This is a genomic window from Pedobacter sp. BAL39 (assembly GCF_000170795.1).
Lineage (GTDB): Bacteria > Bacteroidota > Bacteroidia > Sphingobacteriales > Sphingobacteriaceae > Pedobacter.
Genome location: NZ_ABCM01000010.1, coordinates 138021 through 157534 on the forward strand (window position 1 = coordinate 138021; position 19514 = coordinate 157534).

Here is a 19514-nt window from a genome sequence, read left to right on the forward strand (position 1 = left end):
TCGCGTATATTCAGCTGCCTCAACTGTATTAAGGCGAGGAATGCCTTTTAATTATGCCTGTTAACTATATCCGTTAATTACATCCGGTAACTATGTCCGAGAAAAAACAGCTGTCTCTATTTGATTTATCAATGATTGTCATCAGCCTGGTCATCGGCATGGGCATTTACCGCACCCCTGTAAACGTAGCTGCTGCGGCGAAAATCCCGGAGCTCTTTTTCCTGGCCTGGCTGATTGGCGGTGGTATTGCCCTATGCGGCGCCTTAACCTATGCAGAAATCGGGTCCAGATTTCCTGTGACAGGTGGTTATTACAAGATCTTCTCCGCATTTTATCATCCTTCGATTGCCTTTGCCATCAACTGTATCATTGTTGTTTCCAACGCAGGATCGGTTGCAGGGGTCGCCATCATCGGCGCAGAATATCTGAGCAAGGTGATATTGCCCGAGGCCCTGCAAACGGAAAGCTATAGGATCGCCATTGCGACGGTGACGATCATACTTTTTTATCTTGTAAACCTGCTGGGGCTTAAGGTAAGCTCCAAGGCACAGAATGTACTGTCCGTAATCAAAATTGCTATGGTACTCACACTGATCTCTTCAATATTTTTCACAACGGACAAAACCACAGAACACAGCAGCAAAACAACAGAACAACACATAGATGGGCAGTCTGTAGTGACCCCGGTTGCAGCTGCCGATGGGAGTGCCAAAGACATCCAGGCTAAAGGTACCAAGGCTGCGGAGATTGAGACTAAGGAATCTCAGTATAACGAGATCAAGTCTGCAGATACCAATTCTAACGATACAAAGTCTAACGATATCAAAGCCATAGAGATTAAGTCAACAGAGAGGAGCGTTAATCCATCTGAAAAAGAAAAACCTATAAACTGGACTGACTATGGTAAGGCACTTGGCGTTTGTCTCATTGCTGTATCTTTCACTTTCGGCGGATATCAGCAGACCATCAATTTCGGTGGTGAAACCAAAGATGCGGGAAAGGTAATTCCACGGGCGATCATCACAGGCCTGGTGGTCATCATCACCCTTTACCTCACTATTAATTACGCCTATGTGAAGGTAATTGGTTTTGATGAACTCAAGACTTCATCAAGCATTGCGGCCATTCTTGCAGGAACGATCTTCGGCCCCACCGGCTTCACCATCCTTTCCTTTCTCATTTACATCTCCGTATTGGGATATGTCAATGTCAACCTGCTGAGTAACCCCAGGGCCATGTTCGCCATGGGTGAAGAACGCGCACTGCCGGCAGTCTTCACCAAAAAAAGCAAAAAAAATGACGTCATGTTTGTGAGTCTCAGTGTCTTTGCGATGATTGCCATCTTTACGCTCTTCTACGCACAGACCTTCGAGAAAATCCTGAACTATACCATATTCCTCGATTGTATTGGCATGGCCACCTCTGCAGCTACCATCTTCTTTTTACGCAAACGAAGCAAACAGTATGATCCATCCAATCAAGGTAGTATCTACGCCATGCGACTGTATCCGCTACTCCCACTCATCTTCATCGGCGCCTATTGTTTTGTTGCTTTCAGTATCTACAACGACGACCCCGAAGCAGGAAGGAATGGATTGCTGATTTTCTTTGGCTTTATCATCATATATTTCATTAACAGGATCCTGAACAAAGACAAATTCCCCGAAGTGGATACCCGGAAATAAGAAGAAGCAAAAAATGCCAACAACGCAACACAAAAGACACTAACCAGCAGCGATTTACACATAAACACAGGAAGCCACCAAAAGCCGAAAGTTATACGTATCTTTGCCAGCGAAATGATATTCTTTTATTTCATAATTATACATTAAAATACAAATACATTGTTATTCGAAGAATTAAACCTGATTGAGCCCATCTTAAAAGCGCTCCAAACAGAAGGTTACACTCAACCTACCCCAATACAAGAACAATCCATCCCAACCATACTTACCAGCAGAGATCTTTTGGGCTGCGCGCAAACAGGAACCGGTAAAACGGCGGCCTTTGCCATCCCAATGTTACAACTGTTAAATAAGGAACATCAGAATGCAAAAGGTCCAAGACCGATCAGAGCATTGGTGCTTACCCCTACCCGTGAGCTGGCGATACAGATTGAAGAGAGTTTCAAAGCTTATGGAAGGAACCTTTCCCTACGTCACCTGGTGATCTTTGGTGGTGTGGGTCAGAAAGCTCAGACTGATGCGCTGCATCGTGGTGTGGACATCCTGATTGCTACGCCAGGCAGATTACTGGACCTCATGAACCAGGGTTTCATCAACCTCAAAGACATCGAGATCTTTGTGCTTGATGAGGCCGACAGAATGCTCGATATGGGCTTTATCCACGATGTTAAAAAAACCATCGCGAAGCTCCCTGCAAAAAGACAAACACTGTTCTTCTCGGCAACCATGCCTCCGGAAATCCAAAAATTAGCCAATACCATCCTTGTTGATCCGCTGAAAGTGGAAGTAACACCGGTATCCTCTACTGCTGAAAAAATTGAGCAGATGATTTACTTCGTAGAGAAAGGCGATAAGAAAAACCTGCTGATCCACATTCTTCAGGATAAAACCATTCAGACAGCCCTGGTATTCACCCGTACAAAACATGGTGCCGACAGGGTCGTGAAAGACCTGATCAAAGTTGGTGTGAAAGCTGAAGCCATCCATGGTAATAAGTCGCAGAATGCCAGACAAAGGGCACTGACCAACTTCAAGGCAAAAACAACACGTATCCTTGTGGCTACCGACATTGCCGCCCGCGGTATTGATGTCGATGAGCTGACACACGTCATCAACTATGAACTGCCGAACATCCCTGAAACCTATGTACACAGGATCGGACGTACTGGTCGTGCAGGAAACAGCGGGATCTCCTTCTCCTTCTGTGATGGTGAGGAAAAAGAATTCCTTGACGATATCGAAAAACTGATTGCCCTAAAAATTCCAGTGCAGGAAGACCATCCTTATGCCATGAGCTGGCAAAGCCTGATGTCGAGCGCAGCTGCGGCAAAAAGCAAGGGTAAAAGCAAACCTTCAAGAGGCGCACGCCCGGAAAGAACTGAACGTCAGCCGAACCTGAGTGGTGCCAAAAGGACGCCAAGCAGTGGCAGCAGAAGATGGCACAGCAAAGGGAAAACGAATTCCTAAAACGGCTTCTTGAAGCTGGCTAGGAATTCTGGTTCTTAATCAAAAAACAGGTATGCTATAACAGGCTGGAACCTTTGCCCTGAAAAGGGCAAAATTCCTATGCCTTTTTATAGCATACCTGTTTTTTTTATGTCCCACAATTGCAAAGTCGCATACAAGAAGGTTTTCTCCATTGACATAAAAAAGAAAACCGGGAGGACGATTTAGGGATGGTTTTGGGGATGTGAGAAGCTTTGGAAACACCCGTGATTAAAGCGTATTGATGTTTTTTTTATTTAGTATCAGATGGTCTCTACTCGTTTAGCGCCTGATACATTTATTATGCAGTTAGCAATCGAGACGATGTTTGGAAGATGAATCAAATTGTGAAATAAAACCAGTGATTCCATTCCGGAAGTTCTTAAGCTTTTTTATTGTATAGTTTACAAGTAATGCGAGTGGCTTGTAAGAAGACACTATTTGAGTGAATACATGAAGATTCGACTATATACACGAAGCTTGAGTTAAGAAACACCTTTTCTATTCTTAAACAGTATTCAACAACATCGCAATGGTTACTTCGGGCCTTACAATTTATATTCTGCCACATCACATTCATGAAACTTACCCCATACCACCCAATTGATCGTTCATTAATTTAGCTACCAATGCTAAACTTAAATCTACGATCTAACCACTCATGAAGTACCTTAATTCGTAGGAAGTTCCATAAATCACATCACCGGACTCAAAAACAAGCACCATACTTTACAAATCATATCACCAGCCGCAAAAGCAAATACAAACCTTAAAAGTCAAAGACCAGGCACAAAAGCAAACACCAAATCTTACAAATCACATCACCAGCCGCAAAAGCAAATACAAACCTTAAAAGTCAAAGACCAGGCACAAAAGCAAACACCAAATCTTACAAATCACATCACCAGCCGCAAAAGCAAATACAAACCTTAAAAGTCAAAGACCAGGCACAAAAGCAAACACCAAATCTTACAAATCACATCACCAGCCGCAAAAGCAAATACAAACCTTAAAAGTCAAAGACCAGGCACAAAAGCAAACACCAAATCTTAGCAATTAAACTAATCAAAAACAATCTGCATCTACAATGGATCGATTTTTAAGGATGTCGCTTAAATATTGATTCGTGATGTTTTATTCCTCCATCCAGCTTTGTGCATATTTGCTGTGCGCCCAATCAAATTACACATAAAAAACAAAGGCATAGAAATTTTTGCCCCCTTCAGGGCAAAAGGTTTCAGCCTGTTTTTTTATGTGTAATTTGAATACCAGCTAAAGCGCAGTGGAGGATTAAACCTTGCGAATCTTGATGATGCGCATCCAGTGCAGGACTTTCATGATAGGGTAAGTAGGGTCAAATTCAAACCAGCGACTGGCGAAATTAGGGCTATTGGGCTTTTTATGGTGGTTATTCTGAAACAACTCTCCAAGCATCAGGAAGTCCAATGGCAGCGAGTTGCGGCTGTGGTCATTGTTATCATGGTTGGAGTAACCGTATTTATGTCCGCACCAGTTGACGATGGCGCCATGTAGTGGACCCATCAGGAAGTGTATGGGTAGCAAGAAGAACATCCACCATGCCGTAGCAAAAGTCACGTAGAACCACACATAAAAACTGATGAAAACAATCCTGGTAATCCAGGAGTCTCCGATTTTATCAATTATTGGCCAGGAAGGATAATTATCACGGAACTGCTCTTCAGGTTCTACGTTATACTTGGCGTAGTTGAGGTAGATATTTTTGGTCTGGATCATCATGCCCCATACATCTTTCACGAAGTGCGGGGAGTGAGGATCTTTCTCAGTATCACTAAAAGCATGGTGCATCCTGTGGAGGATGGCGTAAGCACGTGGGTTCAGGAAAGAGGAGCCCTGGGAAAGAAAAGTGATAAGGTAGAAAAAGCGTTCCCAGAAGAAATTCATTTTAAACATCTTATGCGATGCATAGCGGTGCAGAAAGAATGTTTGGGAGAAGAGTGATAGAAACCAGTGTAAAAGAAAAAAAACTAAAATAATCATATAAAGGTATACGTAGTCCAAACACCAAATCGATCTTTGGGGCTGCAAAAGTAACAAAAAAAATCCCGTAAAGTTTTAACTGAACGGGATTTATATGTTTTAAAGCAGTTGTAGCTTATCTGCCGAAGTCGTCTTGTACACGTACGATATCGCTTTCATCCGACGGGTTCTCCGGATCAGTGTGCTGCCAGATTTCAGAAACAATACCCCAGTCGTCAAGGCCGATGAGGCGGTGTCTTTCACCTTGTTTCAATTTGATCGTCTGTGCAGGAGCAAGCTGCTGTACTTCTCCCTGCTCATCGGTATCACTGGTGATGACGCCTACTGTACCGTTTACCACTTTCCATATTTCAGCGCGACGGTGGTGATATTGCCACGACAAACGTGTCTGAGGAGCAACGATTAATATTTTAGGGCTTAACTTGCCTGAGATTTTTAAGTCATCAACATTCAATCCATCAAAGTAGACATTGGCAAATTGCTGAGCCTGGTCTTCATCAATCACAAAGAAACCACCCCAAGGACGAGTTTCATCGCGGTTAACCACATTAAATCCTTCAATCTTTAAGCGTTGTGCAACGCCATCAAATATTTCTTTTTTTTGATCTGACATTTTAATTGGTGTTTTTAAAACCCAAATATAATAATATCAATTAAATTGACGATTCCAATGTGTTTTTCACGGGAAGTATGACATGTTGATGAATGATCACAATGACGAAATCCCAGAAGATATTGTCATCTTAATGTTTATTTTTATTTTCTTAAAACATTCTTACAACATTGCTCGTTATAGGTGTAGTTTGTTTGGTTTAGGTTGGTCTGTGGTGGGCCAACCATCATTTAACAGGGATACCTCTCCAAGGTTTATCCCTGTTCCTTTTTACAACCGTTTATTATTTTACAACACCTAAGTCATTTGTGTCCTTTAAATCAGCTACCAACATCCAAAGGGTCATTAAGCAACACTAAAGTACTATTACTGGACTTTTTGAAATCATTGCCCTTCGATTACCCTGAAGTCATTTATACGGCGCCGATGTACATTACCTGGATGTAATGTCTCCGATTTCCTTCCTTTTTCAATATTTACTTCTTCGATAGCGTCCTTGGATCTCCTCTACAAATAGAAAAGCCCCGCACTGCTGCGGGGCCTTTAACGATAATCTGAGACAATAAGATTATTTTTCTAAAAGATTTTTTATTCTCTTTACGATATAGTCAATATCGAATGGTTTGCTGATGTAGTCGTCAGCTCCCGCTGCAATACTTTTCTCTTTATTCTGATCATTTGCAGACATGACAATGATCGGAATGTGCTTAGTAAAAATGTCTGTCTTCAAGTCTTCGCAGATATCTCCACCATCACCGTCAGGCAACATCACATCCAGGATAAATAAATCAGGAACGGAGTCTTTTAATTTACTTTTTAGTTCAGCAAAGGTAGAAGACAACTGCAATTCATAGCCCTCATCCTTTAGTAACACGCCTATGATATATCGGATATCTTCGTCATCTTCAAGTACATGTATTCTTTTGATCATATGTTATAGTTTTTTGAATGGATCTTCGTCATATCCTTAGCAACAATTTTGCCATAGATTGACATCCGCCTCAAAACTTCATTATTACGTTACAAAAGCACCCTGTTATTCTTTTTCGAAGCGCGAAGAAAACTGATTGATCTCGGCGACAATCTCGTCAAGCTCCGCTACTGATTTGCTGAGCATTTCCATAATGGAAGGATCCTCCGCTGAGCCGGGGTCGGCCTTAAGCATGTCAACCATCCCAATCACATTCCCGAGGGGGCGCCTCAATTCGTGGGAGTTTTTCCAGGCGATATCTTTCAGCATCTCATTTTTCTTCAGCAGGCGTTCTTCATAGTTTTTACGTACAGTAATGTCTCTTAATGCGCCTACCAGCTTCTCCTGGTTTCCATCTTTATCCCAAAAGATAAATGCCTGGTTGTATACCTGTTTGAAAGTACCGTCAGCACATAAAAAGCGGTATTCATGACTCCATCTTTCACTTTTTGCAGCGTAGGCCGCCTCTAAGGAGGCATCCAATAGCGCTTGATCGTCCGGGTGAACCAATGACATGATCCATTCCCTTGTATGCTCCCTGATCCCACTTTCGTAACCAAAAATCTCCGAAAAACCTTCCATCCAGTTTAGACGATCCGTTCCAGGATCATATTCCCAAATGACGTCATTAGTTACGCTCGTCACCGTTTCATAAGTTTTCAAGAGCTCCTTAATCTTCTGCTCTGCCACGACATTCAATTCCACATCGATGGCAATGACTGTATAGGCAGGGATATTTTTATAAACGGTGCTATGATAGGAAATCAGCATATGGAACAACGTTCCATCTTTTTTTCGATGAAGCCAGATGCCCGTTTCGTGTCCCTCAGCCGGTTGCGTGGAGAAATATTGTTTTAGTTTTTCCGCTTCATCAGCAGTCCTGATGTCGAGTGCAGTCATATGGAGAAATTCCTCAGCACTATATCCGTATTTTCTGACCATCACCTCATTCACCTCCAGAAAACGGTAGCTTTCTTTTTCGAAAACATAGATTGCCGCTGGTGATCCCTGGAAAAGAGCTTCGTAGTTCTGCTCCACAGCGAGATATTTCCGGCGATTCAACTGGATCAGCAGAAATAGTAAAATTCCGGAAACCATCAGAAAAATCAGGTTTTTGTAGCTGTAGAGAATGCTCAAATCCTGATTTGGGGTTTGTAAATCAATGTACTCAATCAGGATGTTGCCCAGCATCAGCCAGACTGCACCGAGTATAATGTAAATAAAGGTAATCCAGGCAGGGCTTTTTTGCATCGCTTCAGGTGATTATTTTAATTTATCCCGCATCTTCTTCCGGCGCCTGATCAGCGGCCCGCTTTTTTGGCTTTCTTCCCCGCTTTGCACCTTCCTTCTTAGGTTCAATCACATCGGGCCTGAGCTGCAAATGACCACACACTACTTTCAGCAATTCGCCGGGATCAACATCAATTGCCATGGCAATCAAATAAACTTCCTCCGCCCTTAATTTTGTGGTATCAGTAAGACTCAACTCATTGAGCCTGGAAGTACTAAAACCCGTTCTACGTGATACCGAAGCCCTGTTTACAGAGCGTCGGGCTAAAAATTCTCCGAGAAATGTCATACGATAATATCTATTTTCAAAATATTTATATCGATAAATATACATTTGATTAAGATAATCTATATAATACTTGGTTAATTAAATAGAATATCCATACGTTCGTATAGAAATTCTATACATAAATTAACATCAACTCAGGAATGACAGACAAAACTAAACATTCAATGGTCACAACTTTTAAAGGACGAATGACTTCATTACAGGTAGGCATCCTTTATGGATTCATGGTTAAACGTATTTCAAGGGGATATTCCACTGCGGAGATGTCCTTTTTGATGGGTTATTCCACGGATTACATCAGGCAGAAAGAAGAATTAAAACAAATCGGGTTCTCCTTTGAAGACATCCACAATTTTGCCACCGCCCTGGAGGAGAGATCCTGGAGAGGCTTCTCTTACAGTTATGAGGAGCACAACAAAGAAGCAGACTACTTATTGGTAAAGACCCTCAGTAAGGTCAGAATTGACCTGCAGCTTTTCCGCATCGCCGAGGACCAGAGTCAGACACTCGTTTTTCACCTGCTGGAGGAGAACCCGGGTTATGTGCGTTATCCCACCTCGGAGGCGGAATATTTCCAGGAGGCACAGGCTGTAATGAAGGTTCTATTTGAAGGGCGTTTGTTTTACTCGGCAAAAACTGCACTGGAAATATACCAGCGCTGCAGAACCATATCGGGCAATAATAACCTTGACCCGAAACATATACAAGCTGCAATAGCAAGCTTCACCTCATTAAAGGAATTTCCCAAATTGAAAAAGATACGTTCTAAAGAATATGGCTGTATGTATGAGAAGGTATTTGAATAATTAAACGACTCATGAAAGCCGACAAAAACAATACACTGGAGATTGCTGAGAATTTTGAAGAAGCCTGTGGCATTTACAAAGTCAAGCCTGCCAGCATGCTGCAACTGTTCATTAATCACATCTCTTTTTACCAGTCGTTGAGCAACGAATTCAACGGCTGTTATTCACTAGCCACAAACGCCCTGCTCAGTCACGCGCTGAAAGACCAGCGAGGGCCAAGCACTCCATTCATGCAACAGCGGGCACAAAGCATCAAATACCTCGCAGCACTGATCACGCTTGTCGCCGCCTCTCAACCTTCAGAAAACGAGAAGCGGACGCAAAGCAGGGAGATCATCAGCAAAATACATGAGTCCGTACATCCTCACGCGACTTTTGCTGATCACATCATGATTGATGAAACGCAGGCACTCAGACTTAGTCCCGACTTCTGCGTGCTTTGTGAATTGCACAACTACCATCCAAAGGAGGTGCTGGAAAATTTCATGAAAGACATCTCCCTTGCAGACGATCCAAGAGGAAAAAGGTTAAAACTGGAAGAGCAAAATATAGCGGCGGATTTTTTCTTCTCCATCGTCATCGATAGGGAAACTTATCGGCAATAAAAAAGCGCCCCGAAATGTAGCTTTCCGGGGCGCTTTCAATTTGATTGGATCTGACTAATTGCTATTGATCCATGTGACAAGGTCATTGACCAGTACAGCAGATACGTTTATCGGCACCTGATATTGGCTCATCGTACCTTTTTCATTCTGCGGACTCAACAGGTGGTTCAGGTCAGGATACAATTTCATACTGGCATTTTTCTTTGTGCTCAATGCCGTATTCCAAATGTTAAAGTCCTGCTCAGACACCTGGAAATCCAATCCACCCTGGATGACGAGAATACGTTGCTTGCCCAGTTTCTTGGCATCTTCTACCTGGTTATAATTGTTTAGATCAACCCAATAGGCCGCTGGCAGTCCCAATACTACAGAATCTGCTTTCATCGTCCCTAAGGAGGTGATCCTCGCTGCATCAACCTTTTTCAAGGCTTCTGTCAGCTGTTTCGCCACAAGGCCTGTAGTATCTTTTGCAAGGGAGGCGCCATATTTATTCTGATCAGCAATGATATCGGCAAGTTTTCTCGCCGGCGCCGCAGCCAGGATGATCCCATTAAGATCCGGGGCCAGCAGAGCCAGCCTTGGGGCCAGCATTCCTCCAATGCTATGTCCGAAGACATAAATCTGTCCCTTGTCGATATTAGGAGTGGTACGGGCCAGTGCGATCGCTGCCAGCGCATCATCCATCACTTCTTCCTTTACCGTAAAGGAGGTAGTAAACTCATTGGCATAAAGTACCGTCCGCTTTACATAACGAATGGAAGCGATACCTTTTGATGCCAGACCACCCGCAATGTCTTTAAAAGGTTTGTTAGGCCCAACTGTTTCATCCATATCAGAAGGTCCCGAGCCGTGTACAAATACAACCAGCGGGAAGTTCGAGCCATTTTTGGGAATGGTTAACAGTCCCACCAGATCGTGCCCTGGCGTCTTTACATGGACTTCTATCTGTTTGAATAAAGTGGTATCTGCATAGCTGGGAATCTGATACTCGCTTTCTACGGCACGTTCACGGGGACGCAAGCCCACCAGTTTCTGGCCTTTATTGAAGATCAGGGTAAAACCCTGTGTTGCTTTTTCAAAATTGCCATCCGCTGCAACATAGTAATAATCGCCCTGTACAGAACTTTGAACAAGGTCCAGCGAAGTAAACTTACCAAGGTTGCTAGTTAGACTACCCCAAATCTCACCCAGTTTTTCTGGTGTGGTCTGTTTTTGAGCTACGGTATCAAAATAAGCCTGGGCTTCTTTGAATTTCTGCTCGTTCATGAGGCTAAAGAATTCCTCAGAGCGACTAAACAGTGCGATAACGCCCTGGGCAAAGCCTGCTGTGGTCAATAGCATGGCAAAAAATAACAGTAATGCTTTTTTCATTAAATGAAATGTTAGGTGTTTTTTAACGTCGAAAATCAAAGTTAACATAATTTGATTTTGTCGTACACAATCATTTACAATCCTGCCTAAAATTTTAGTTACTTTTCCTCAGCAAGGACATTTCCGCTGTGGCTCAGCTCCATGCTTTGTATAAAAAGTTCATCCAGTTCTTGTGAAAGATACACTCCAGGTCTTCCTCAGCATATCCTTTCTGGCGGAGCATGAGTACCAGTTTCTGCAGATCAGAGATGGTATCCAGATCAGCCGGCGACTGTTCCGTTCCGAAAGCACCATCAAGGTCGGAGCCAATACCGATATGTCTCGCGTTTCCTGCCAGCTGGCAGATGTGGTCGATGTTCGCCACCACCTTGTCCAGTCCACAGTTCATGTTCTGAGGCGTAGAGACTCCCCTGACCCAATCCGGGACCAGCATCCATGCATCCAGTGCAGCACCAATTACGGCTCCACGACTAACAAGGGCAAGGATCTGCTCGTCGCTATACTGGCGGTTATGGTTGACCAGGCTGCGGCAATTGTTATGACTCGCCCACACCTTCCCTGAGAAATGGTCAAGTGCCTGCCAGAACGCATCGTCGCACAGATGCGTGGCGTCCAGAATGATGTTTAGCCGCTCCATCTCCCGCAGGAGGTCCAGTCCCTCTTGCCCCATCTTGCCGGTAGCATCCGTTCCATTGGCGTACCTTCCCGGCCCGTAATGCGCAGGACCAATGGCCCTGAGACCATAAGCATAAGCCCGCTCCAGGTAGGAAATGTCAACAATAGAATCTGCGCCCTCCAGACTTAAAATGTAACCGATAGGTTTACTTTCATTGGGCTGCCCATCATCCCATAACGCAAAGTGTTGTCTCAAACCTTCAGCATCCTTAATCTGCACCATTTCTCCCGCGGCCTCCATAGCTTGATACCAGCTGAGTTGCCCCTGCGTCTGCGACCATGCCTGTTCTGGAGAGTGCCAGCCCGGGATGACGCTATCAGGTTTTACGAAGCGTGCAATTTGTGTAGCCACCACGATGCCGACATTCCCCTTCCTTAATTCAGGAAAAGAAACCGTCCCACGTTCCCGGTCGGGCTTATCAGTCAGTCCTTTTTCCCTATCCCTAAGTTCTTTTACGGGCAGTCTAAGGTCCCTGTTCCATTCCATGGCATTCATGCTTAGGTCAAGATGAGCATCTAGTATAAACATATATCGGCGATTAAGTTGTGAATAACAATTTCGGGTCAGACGGTAACCTTCTTTCCACGGGCAGCAACCTGCCAGGTGCCGGTAATGTGCCGGTCGTTGACGACGTATACCTGATCGTAAAGTGCAACAGAAGGACATACATGGAATGGAATGCCATAGATCAGGTCCCCCACTTCGTAGCGTACCGGTCCTTTACATTTCATCACCAGGTGTTCTTCAGAATGTCCTACAGCCGACAAATCATTGTTCCAGTAGCAGATCATCCTTTTCTCCAGAGGCTGCTCCGAGGAGACGGACTTGTAACCCAGATCCAGGCAGATCGTATCCGCTGTAGGTTTAGAAATCACCGTCATTGCCAGCACAGCGGCAAATTTGAAAGGTAGTTCAGGCAGGGAGACAGCATAATTGATGTCCCAGAAAACAAACGTCCCCGGACTGCATTCTACTGTCGTTTCGGCGGCATAAAATGAAAAAGTATTCGATCCCCCGGCAACAATTATGGGACTTGGCCATCCTTGTCTTTCAATTAAAGCAACATCTTTCAGGATAAAATCCAGTGCCTCCTTTGCCGGTTTGACCCGCTCCAGCGCATCCGTATTCTGCAGGTGTCCATCGTAAATGTGCAGCCCAACAGGCACCAGTCCTGGAATTGCAGCAATAGCACGGTAGAAATCAGGCAGGTCAGCACGGTAAGGATAACCAGTACGGTTCATACCCGTGTTCAGGTCGATATACACGGTCAGGGTTTTCCCGCACTGTATCGCCTGTTCGCCAATATGTTCTGCGGACGCAAGATGATCCACCAGGCAGGAGAAATGGGTTTCAGGAAATTTCTCGATCAGCGCCAGCAGGCGGCCCACCTTGGCTCCAACAGGCTGATAGGCCAGCAGTACATCGGTAATTCCCGTAGCTGCCGCAAGCTCGGCCTCCGCGATGGTGGCGCATTTGATCTTAGCAATACCACGATCCAGAAACAGCCGCAGGACTTCAGCCATTTTATGGGTTTTGATGTGCGGCCGGAACCGGGACAAATCATACTGTACCATTTCCAGCGCAAGTCCGATGTTCTCCCTGATGCGTTCAGGAAAGACCGCCAAAAATGGAGTATCAAAGGAAGATACATTTGCGATCAACTGCCAGTTCTGCTCCATAGTTATTTCAGCTGTTCCAGGATGTTGAGCAGATCGTCAAAACGTGCCTTCACGCTAGCTACAGTGGCCGTCTTCAACAGCTCCGCAGAAAAAAGATTTGAGCCGATGCCCACACAAACCACACCTGCATCAAACCAGCTCTTCAAGTTTTCTGCCTCTGTAGTAACCCCACCACTTGGCATCAGCTTCAAAGTCGGAAAGGGAGAAGAAATGGCCTTAATGAATCCTGGGCCGCCAAGGTAATCCGCAGGAAATAACTTCACGATTCCAGCACCCAGTTTGGTGGCATACACAGCTTCATTTAACGTTGATGCCCCTGGGATCCAGAATACATCATGCTCTTTACAATATTTCCCCACTTCTTCTTCGATATGAGGAGAGACAATATAATCAGCACCCAGTTCATGATACAGCTTTGCATGTGCAGCATTCAGTACCGAGCCTACACCAATCAGCAGGTCATAACCTTTTGCTTTGACTTGTTTGAGAATAGCCTCCAATACCTCAGGAGCATCAGCAGACCGCGCCGCATATTCCAGCGTTTTTATCCCCGCCAGATGAGCAGCCTCAACAATAATTTCGGCAGTAGGAATATCTATTTTAGTGATTAAAGGTAGTATACGCTGAGTAGCTAATGTCTCAAAGACGTTTTTCATATGATTATCTGTTTATTTTACTATTTGCACCGTTATTGATAAAATGGATGACTTCCTCTTCCCTGATCAATGCCCAGTCTCCATGAATACTTTGTTTCAATATGCCGCAGGCTGCTGCCCAGTCGACAATTTCCTGAGGGTGCAGCCCTTTTGCCATTGCCGCCAGCATTCCACCCGTAAAAGCATCACCGCTGCCCACCTGGTCAGTGATGTAAGGCACCTCATGGACGGCAGAGTAGAAAAAGTCCCCTTCGTGGGCCAGCGCTGCAGAGTATTCATGTGTCAGTCCTTTTACTTTCCTAAAGCTCATGCCCAATGTTTTGAGGCCCGGCATTTTTAGCAGCAATTGCTGATAACAATCCTGGAAACGCGCTTCGAAAGAAAGCCCCTCATCAGTTTCAATGCCGAAATATACTTTCACAGCATCAAGATCGGCGACAGCGATATCGCTGTATGCCAGCAGTGGAGGCATAATTTCCGCAGGCTGTTTTCCGTACTTCCACAGCGTTTTCCTGTAGTTGAAGTCCGAGCATATTTTAAGTCCCTGTAAACGCGCTGCTTCAATGGCCTCCAGACATGCTTCCGCCGCGCTTTGTGAGAGTGCGGCAGCCACTCCGCTCCAATGAAAAACACTTCCTCCCTTCAATGCCTTTTCCCAGGAGATCATTCCTTTTTTAAGACTTGCAAAAGAAGAATGAGCACGGTCGTAAATCACTTGGCTGGACCGGACATGGTTTCCATGTTCGATAAAGTAAAGCGCCATTCTTTCACCACCTTTGATGATCTCAGACGCATCAACTCCGTATTTTCGCAGTTCCTGCAGGGCAAGCAGCGCAAGGTCATTTTCAGGAATACGGCTCAGGTAACGTGCAGGCACGCCCAACTGCGACAATAACACACTTACGTTCGCCTCTGCGCCTGCAATATTAATCTCCAGACTTTTAGACTGTATAAACCGCAGCCCTGAAGGTGGATTCATGCGCAGCATCAGCTCGCCAAAACAAATGATCAGGAATGTATCCATTATATGTGTAATTCAAAAACAGCTTCAACCTCTACAGGTATGTTATCGGGAAGGGAGCCCATACCGACAGCACTGCGTACGCCGATGCCATTTTCATGGCCCCAGACCGCTTCAAACAGCTCACTGCAGCCATTGATGATGTAAGGATGTCGTAAAAACCGCTCGTTACAGTTTACCATCCCCAATACTTTAATCACCCGCTTTACAGCATTCAGGCTTCCGAAGTTGGTCACAATGGTAGACAGCATTGTTAGTCCCACCTGTTTTGCAGCAAGCTTACCTTGCTCCATATCCATATCATCGCCAATGCGCCCGATAATGAGCGACTTATCCGGCCGCACAGGACCATGTCCCGATAAATATAAATATTTACCATCTACAAGAAATGGTTTATATATCCCTAATGGCTCCGGTGCCGGCGGTAATGTCAACCCCAACTGATCAAATATTTCCTGTGGTGATAACTCCTTCATGCAATTATATTTTTGACTTTAACTAAATTAGACATTGTTTTCCAAATATATCATTGTTTACGATTATCTGCATATTTTTTGCATAAATAAATTGCAAAAAATATGCAATTTATAAACAAACAATGATATATTTGATTGTAACGGAACCACACCGCACCTAACCAACCAAAAACCACCGACGATATGACCATCCTCATTGTATTATCATCCATCATTCTCCTTGTTTTACTGATTACCTGGGGCAAAGTGAATCCCTTTGTTGCGTTTTTGATTACTGCCATCGCCGCTGGAGTATGTCTGGGCATCCCTTTAGGTGAAATCACCAAGTCCGTTCAAAAGGGAATGGGTGATATCCTGGGATCATTGGTGTCTATCATTGTCTTTGGCGCCATGCTTGGGAAGCTGGTCGCCGAGAGCGGTGCCGCGCAAAAAATTGCCATGGTGATGATGAAGTTATTCGGCCAGAAGAACATCCAATGGGGAATGGTGCTCACCGGATTTATCGTCGGCATCCCCCTGTTTTACAACGTTGGTTTTGTGCTGATGATTCCTCTGATTTTTTCTGTCGTTTATAAGTATAAGCTACCTGCCATCTATATTGGTCTGCCCATGCTGTCTGCACTATCGGTGACCCATGGCTTCCTTCCCCCCCATCCATCGCCGGCAGCATTGGTACTACAGTTCAACGCCAATATGGGCCTGACCATGATTTATGGAATTTCCCTAGCCATACCGGCCATCATGATTGCCGGACCATTGTATACCAAAACGCTGAAGCAGATTGTATCTGTACCACTCCAATCCTTTCAATCCGCTGACTTGCCGGAAGAAAATTTACCAGGCACCCTGAACAGCCTTTTGTCGGCATTATTGCCTGTAATCCTACTCAGTATCACTGCAATCTACCCATATGTATTCCCGGCTACATCCGCCGGTGCTGCGGCAGTCTCTGCGTTCATTGCCGAGCCCACGATTGTCATGCTCATCACCTTGCTGGTAACTACATACACCCTGGGCATTAAAATGGGTAAAAGTATGGTTTCTATCATGAACATCTACGGCTCAGCAGTAAAAGATGTAGCCATGATCCTGTTGATCATTGCAGGCTCCGGGGCATTGAAACAAGTGCTTTCAGACAGTGGCGTGAGCGGCGACATTGCCAGCGCACTGCAGGGGCTGAATTATGAACCCTTATTTTTGGGATGGCTGATTGCCGCCATCATCCGCGTTTGTGTTGGCTCGGCAACGGTGGCAGGATTAACAGCAGCTGGCATCATTGCGCCAGTAATGATGCAAGCCCACACCAACCCTAACCTGATGGTCTTATCAATTGGAGCGGGCAGTCTGATGTTTTCTCATGTCAATGACCCAGGCTTCTGGATGTTCAAAGAGTACTTCAACATCAGCGTAAAAGAAACCATCCTCTCCTGGTCGATGATGGAAACCCTGGTAGCAGTTGTTGGATTACTGGGCGTATTGTTACTGAATATGGTTATCTAGTTGCGCTGAAGCTATTCCCTACTGTCCAACAGCAATAATTTGAACGTGTATTATGCGCTGTAGCCCTGTAAAAGTAATGTGCATCATCATGATTATAAAGTTAACCAGGCTGTTAAATTCCGGAATTTTAACTATCTTGTTGACACCAAATTATAAACTATGACAACGAAGACCACCAATATGCAGATACAGGTTTTTGACGGGGATTTCTGGAAAGGATCATTGATCAGGGAATTACTTCAGGATCACAACATCTATGCAGCTATGACTGATGAACACATGAGCAGCATTGACCCCGCAATATTAGGCACACAGCTTGTCAACCAGGTAGCCCTTGTGGTGTCGCAGGAAAATTATGAACAGGCCAGAAGTCTAATTGAAGAATTCAACAACGCGGCCCCTGAAGCCTCATAAGATCTTTTATTTTTGTTTAGCTTTGGTGGTTTAGATTGTTATCTACTCCATGGCTACCAACACATACGACATCATTATTTCCGGATCCGGGATTGCCGGCCTGAGCCTGCTTTACAGGGCAATGAAAGCAGACCTCTGGGTTGGGAAACGTATTGTGGTAGTCGACAACAACCTCAAACAACAAAACGACAAGACCATCTCCTTCTGGAAGAAAAAAGCGACAGCTTTTGACCATATTATCCATTCCAGCTGGACCGACATTTCGTTTTACAGCAATCCAGGAGAAAAAATAAAACTGGATGCCGGGCCATACACTTACCATAGCATCCGCAGCATCGATTTCTACCATGAATGCCTGACCTATTTAAAGCAGTTCCCTAACATTACCTTTCTTCAGGCCGTCATCAGATCGGTCAGCAGTGATGGAGCGCAATGCATCATGGAAACAGATAAAGTCCGGTTGACATCACGGTACCTGTTTAATTCCATATACACAACTCCGGAATTAAGAGCTGGCGACCAATATTTCCTGCAACATTTTAAAGGGCTGAAAATAAAAATCGATAAACCTATTATTCCTGTCAATGAGGCTTACCTGATGGACTATCGCACCTCCCAGGAGCACGGCACGACTTTCTTCTACACCTTACCGCTTGCAGAAAACGAACTTTTTGTAGAGTATACCATATTTTCCAAGACACTGCTCCAACCCCATCAGTATGATGAAAAGATAAGCAGGTACCTTCACGAAGTATTGAACATCGATGCTTATGAAATACTGGAAGAAGAATTTGGCGTGATCCCCATGACCAATCACCAGTTTGTAAGGAAGAATGGAAATGTGATGAACATTGGCAGCATCGGCGGTGATACCCGCGCATCTACAGGTTATACCTTTATGAATGTCCAGAAAGTGATCGATCAGATATTACGAACCTACAAAACCAAAGGCCACCCCTTTTTTGCAGACGAACCAATAGGGATTAAAGAAAGTTTATACGATTCAACGCTACTGAATGTGCTCGACAGCAAAAGTTACGAGGGGCATCAACTGTTCACAGACCTTTTCCAGGGAACGAAGGCTAAATATGTATTTGCGTTTCTCGATGCAGAATCGAATATCCTGAATGACTTTCGCATCATGAAAAGCCTGAGGACCTTTCCTTTCCTCAAAGCTTTTCTGAAATCGCTGGCCAGGAGATAACTATCCTTTTAATGAGCTGAGACGAAGGCCGTCGAACAAAGCAGTAATGGTTTGCCCCTCTTGAATACCCTTCAAATGATCCCCGTCCTCAGTCACAGTATACCCCTTAAGAATAAGGTAGCTCCTCAGTGCATTTCTATGATCCATTCCGTAATTGGAAATCAGTTGAGGAAAAAAGGTTAAAATCCGAAGATGATCATTGTGTTCCAAATCATCTATAAGGGGAGACTTAACAGTAAGTAGCATTGTGCCCGCCCCATAGTCTGCAAGATAGTAACCACTGGCATCAAACATCCCCGACGCGATCATTCCAAAGAGATGAAGTTCTTCCTTATCTGCATCAAAGCCACCCTCAGTAAACAGCTTGATCCCATGCTCTGCCCCATATTTTTTCATCAACTCTGCATGTTCCAGCAAGGCGGGAGGAATGCTGGCTTGTGTATTCGCCCATGACCAGAGCCATGTTTCCGCAGAATGAGAAAACGATCCTATGATCTGAACAGGCAGGACAATATCCTCTCCAAAAATGATCTGTCCATTGTTAATGTCCACTTTCCAGTTCTGCTCACCGATCACACTTGCCAAAGCTGATTGTTTTTCAAAAGCGATGCCCCCAAACTGTTCTATCAATTCCTGTTCCGTCTTACCAGGCATCAGGGCCGCACGTTGCGCTGCGTTATTTTCCATATAAATTGTAGCTGTGTATGTAAATGGCTAAGATCGCTTTTATTTTTTTAAAGGGAAATTCCGATTGT

19 protein-coding genes are annotated in these 19514 nt (G+C 44.6%); 7 read left to right on the plus strand and 12 right to left on the minus strand.

The window, feature by feature from the left end; translation table 11 throughout:
- Positions 1–92: 92 nt before the first annotated feature.
- Positions 93–1685, plus strand: a complete 1593-nt coding sequence (locus PBAL39_RS14225) for an APC family permease (RefSeq protein WP_008242634.1) — start codon at positions 93–95, stop codon at positions 1683–1685.
- Between the two features lie 159 nt (positions 1686–1844).
- Positions 1845–3152, plus strand: coding sequence for a DEAD/DEAH box helicase (locus tag PBAL39_RS14230; protein ID WP_008242636.1), 1308 nt, complete (start codon positions 1845–1847; stop codon positions 3150–3152).
- Between the two features lie 1308 nt (positions 3153–4460).
- Here the strand turns inward: PBAL39_RS14230 and PBAL39_RS14235 are convergent.
- From PBAL39_RS14235 to PBAL39_RS14255, 5 genes are all read right to left on the minus strand, one after another.
- Entirely contained in the window at positions 4461–5189 is a 729-nt protein-coding gene (locus PBAL39_RS14235; protein ID WP_039866698.1) for an acyl-CoA desaturase, read from the minus strand.
- Between the two features lie 115 nt (positions 5190–5304).
- Positions 5305–5802, minus strand: a complete 498-nt coding sequence (locus PBAL39_RS14240) for a phosphomannose isomerase (RefSeq protein WP_008242640.1) — start codon at positions 5800–5802, stop codon at positions 5305–5307.
- 568 nt (positions 5803–6370) lie between these two features.
- Positions 6371–6733, minus strand: a complete 363-nt coding sequence (locus PBAL39_RS14245) for a response regulator transcription factor (protein ID WP_008242641.1) — start codon at positions 6731–6733, stop codon at positions 6371–6373.
- A gap of 105 nt (positions 6734–6838) precedes the next feature.
- A complete protein-coding gene (locus tag PBAL39_RS14250) occupies positions 6839–8023 on the minus strand; it encodes a PAS domain S-box protein (RefSeq protein WP_008242642.1) in 1185 nt (394 codons plus the stop codon).
- A gap of 22 nt (positions 8024–8045) precedes the next feature.
- Positions 8046–8351, minus strand: coding sequence for a helix-turn-helix transcriptional regulator (locus PBAL39_RS14255; RefSeq protein WP_008242644.1), 306 nt, complete (start codon positions 8349–8351; stop codon positions 8046–8048).
- A 164-nt stretch (positions 8352–8515) separates the two neighbouring features.
- Between PBAL39_RS14255 and PBAL39_RS14260 the strand changes: the two genes are divergently transcribed.
- Both PBAL39_RS14260 and PBAL39_RS14265 read left to right on the plus strand, forming a co-directional pair.
- Positions 8516–9157, plus strand: a complete 642-nt coding sequence (locus PBAL39_RS14260; RefSeq protein ID WP_157274032.1) for a hypothetical protein — start codon at positions 8516–8518, stop codon at positions 9155–9157.
- Positions 9158–9168: 11 nt separating this feature from the next.
- The gene (locus PBAL39_RS14265) at positions 9169–9762 is read left to right on the plus strand and encodes a hypothetical protein (protein ID WP_008242649.1); all 594 of its coding nucleotides are present in this window, start codon (positions 9169–9171) and stop codon (positions 9760–9762) included.
- A gap of 54 nt (positions 9763–9816) precedes the next feature.
- On the opposite strand, the gene PBAL39_RS14270 is transcribed toward PBAL39_RS14265, so the two are convergent.
- From PBAL39_RS14270 to PBAL39_RS14295, 6 genes are all read right to left on the minus strand, one after another.
- The gene (locus PBAL39_RS14270) at positions 9817–11133 is read right to left on the minus strand and encodes a DUF3887 domain-containing protein (protein ID WP_008242650.1); all 1317 of its coding nucleotides are present in this window, start codon (positions 11131–11133) and stop codon (positions 9817–9819) included.
- A 133-nt stretch (positions 11134–11266) separates the two neighbouring features.
- Positions 11267–12337, minus strand: coding sequence for a dipeptidase (locus PBAL39_RS14275; protein ID WP_039866664.1), 1071 nt, complete (start codon positions 12335–12337; stop codon positions 11267–11269).
- 35 nt (positions 12338–12372) lie between these two features.
- Positions 12373–13488, minus strand: coding sequence for a D-TA family PLP-dependent enzyme (locus PBAL39_RS14280; protein ID WP_008242652.1), 1116 nt, complete (start codon positions 13486–13488; stop codon positions 12373–12375).
- A gap of 2 nt (positions 13489–13490) precedes the next feature.
- On the minus strand, positions 13491–14144 hold the full coding sequence (locus tag PBAL39_RS14285) for a bifunctional 4-hydroxy-2-oxoglutarate aldolase/2-dehydro-3-deoxy-phosphogluconate aldolase (RefSeq protein WP_008242653.1): 654 nt from the start codon (positions 14142–14144) through the stop codon (positions 13491–13493).
- A gap of 4 nt (positions 14145–14148) precedes the next feature.
- Entirely contained in the window at positions 14149–15168 is a 1020-nt protein-coding gene (locus PBAL39_RS14290) for a sugar kinase (protein WP_008242654.1), read from the minus strand.
- Positions 15168–15641, minus strand: coding sequence for a RidA family protein (locus tag PBAL39_RS14295; RefSeq protein WP_008242655.1), 474 nt, complete (start codon positions 15639–15641; stop codon positions 15168–15170). Before PBAL39_RS14295 ends, PBAL39_RS14290 begins: the two co-directional genes overlap by 1 nt.
- A 183-nt stretch (positions 15642–15824) precedes the next feature.
- Here PBAL39_RS14295 and PBAL39_RS14300 point away from each other — a divergent pair, with 183 nt between their 5' ends.
- The 3 genes from PBAL39_RS14300 (at position 15825) to PBAL39_RS14310 (ending at position 18759) form a co-directional block, all read left to right on the plus strand.
- Positions 15825–17141: a gluconate:H+ symporter gene (locus PBAL39_RS14300; protein WP_008242657.1), complete on the plus strand. Its 1317-nt coding sequence runs from the start codon at positions 15825–15827 to the stop codon at positions 17139–17141.
- A gap of 159 nt (positions 17142–17300) precedes the next feature.
- Positions 17301–17555, plus strand: a complete 255-nt coding sequence (locus PBAL39_RS14305) for a putative signal transducing protein (RefSeq protein WP_008242659.1) — start codon at positions 17301–17303, stop codon at positions 17553–17555.
- A gap of 49 nt (positions 17556–17604) precedes the next feature.
- Positions 17605–18759, plus strand: coding sequence for a lycopene cyclase family protein (locus PBAL39_RS14310; RefSeq protein WP_008242661.1), 1155 nt, complete (start codon positions 17605–17607; stop codon positions 18757–18759).
- Here PBAL39_RS14310 and PBAL39_RS14315 read toward each other — a convergent pair whose 3' ends face one another.
- The gene (locus tag PBAL39_RS14315) at positions 18760–19446 is read right to left on the minus strand and encodes a DUF6882 domain-containing protein (protein ID WP_008242664.1); all 687 of its coding nucleotides are present in this window, start codon (positions 19444–19446) and stop codon (positions 18760–18762) included.
- Between the last annotated feature and the right edge of the window lie 68 nt (positions 19447–19514).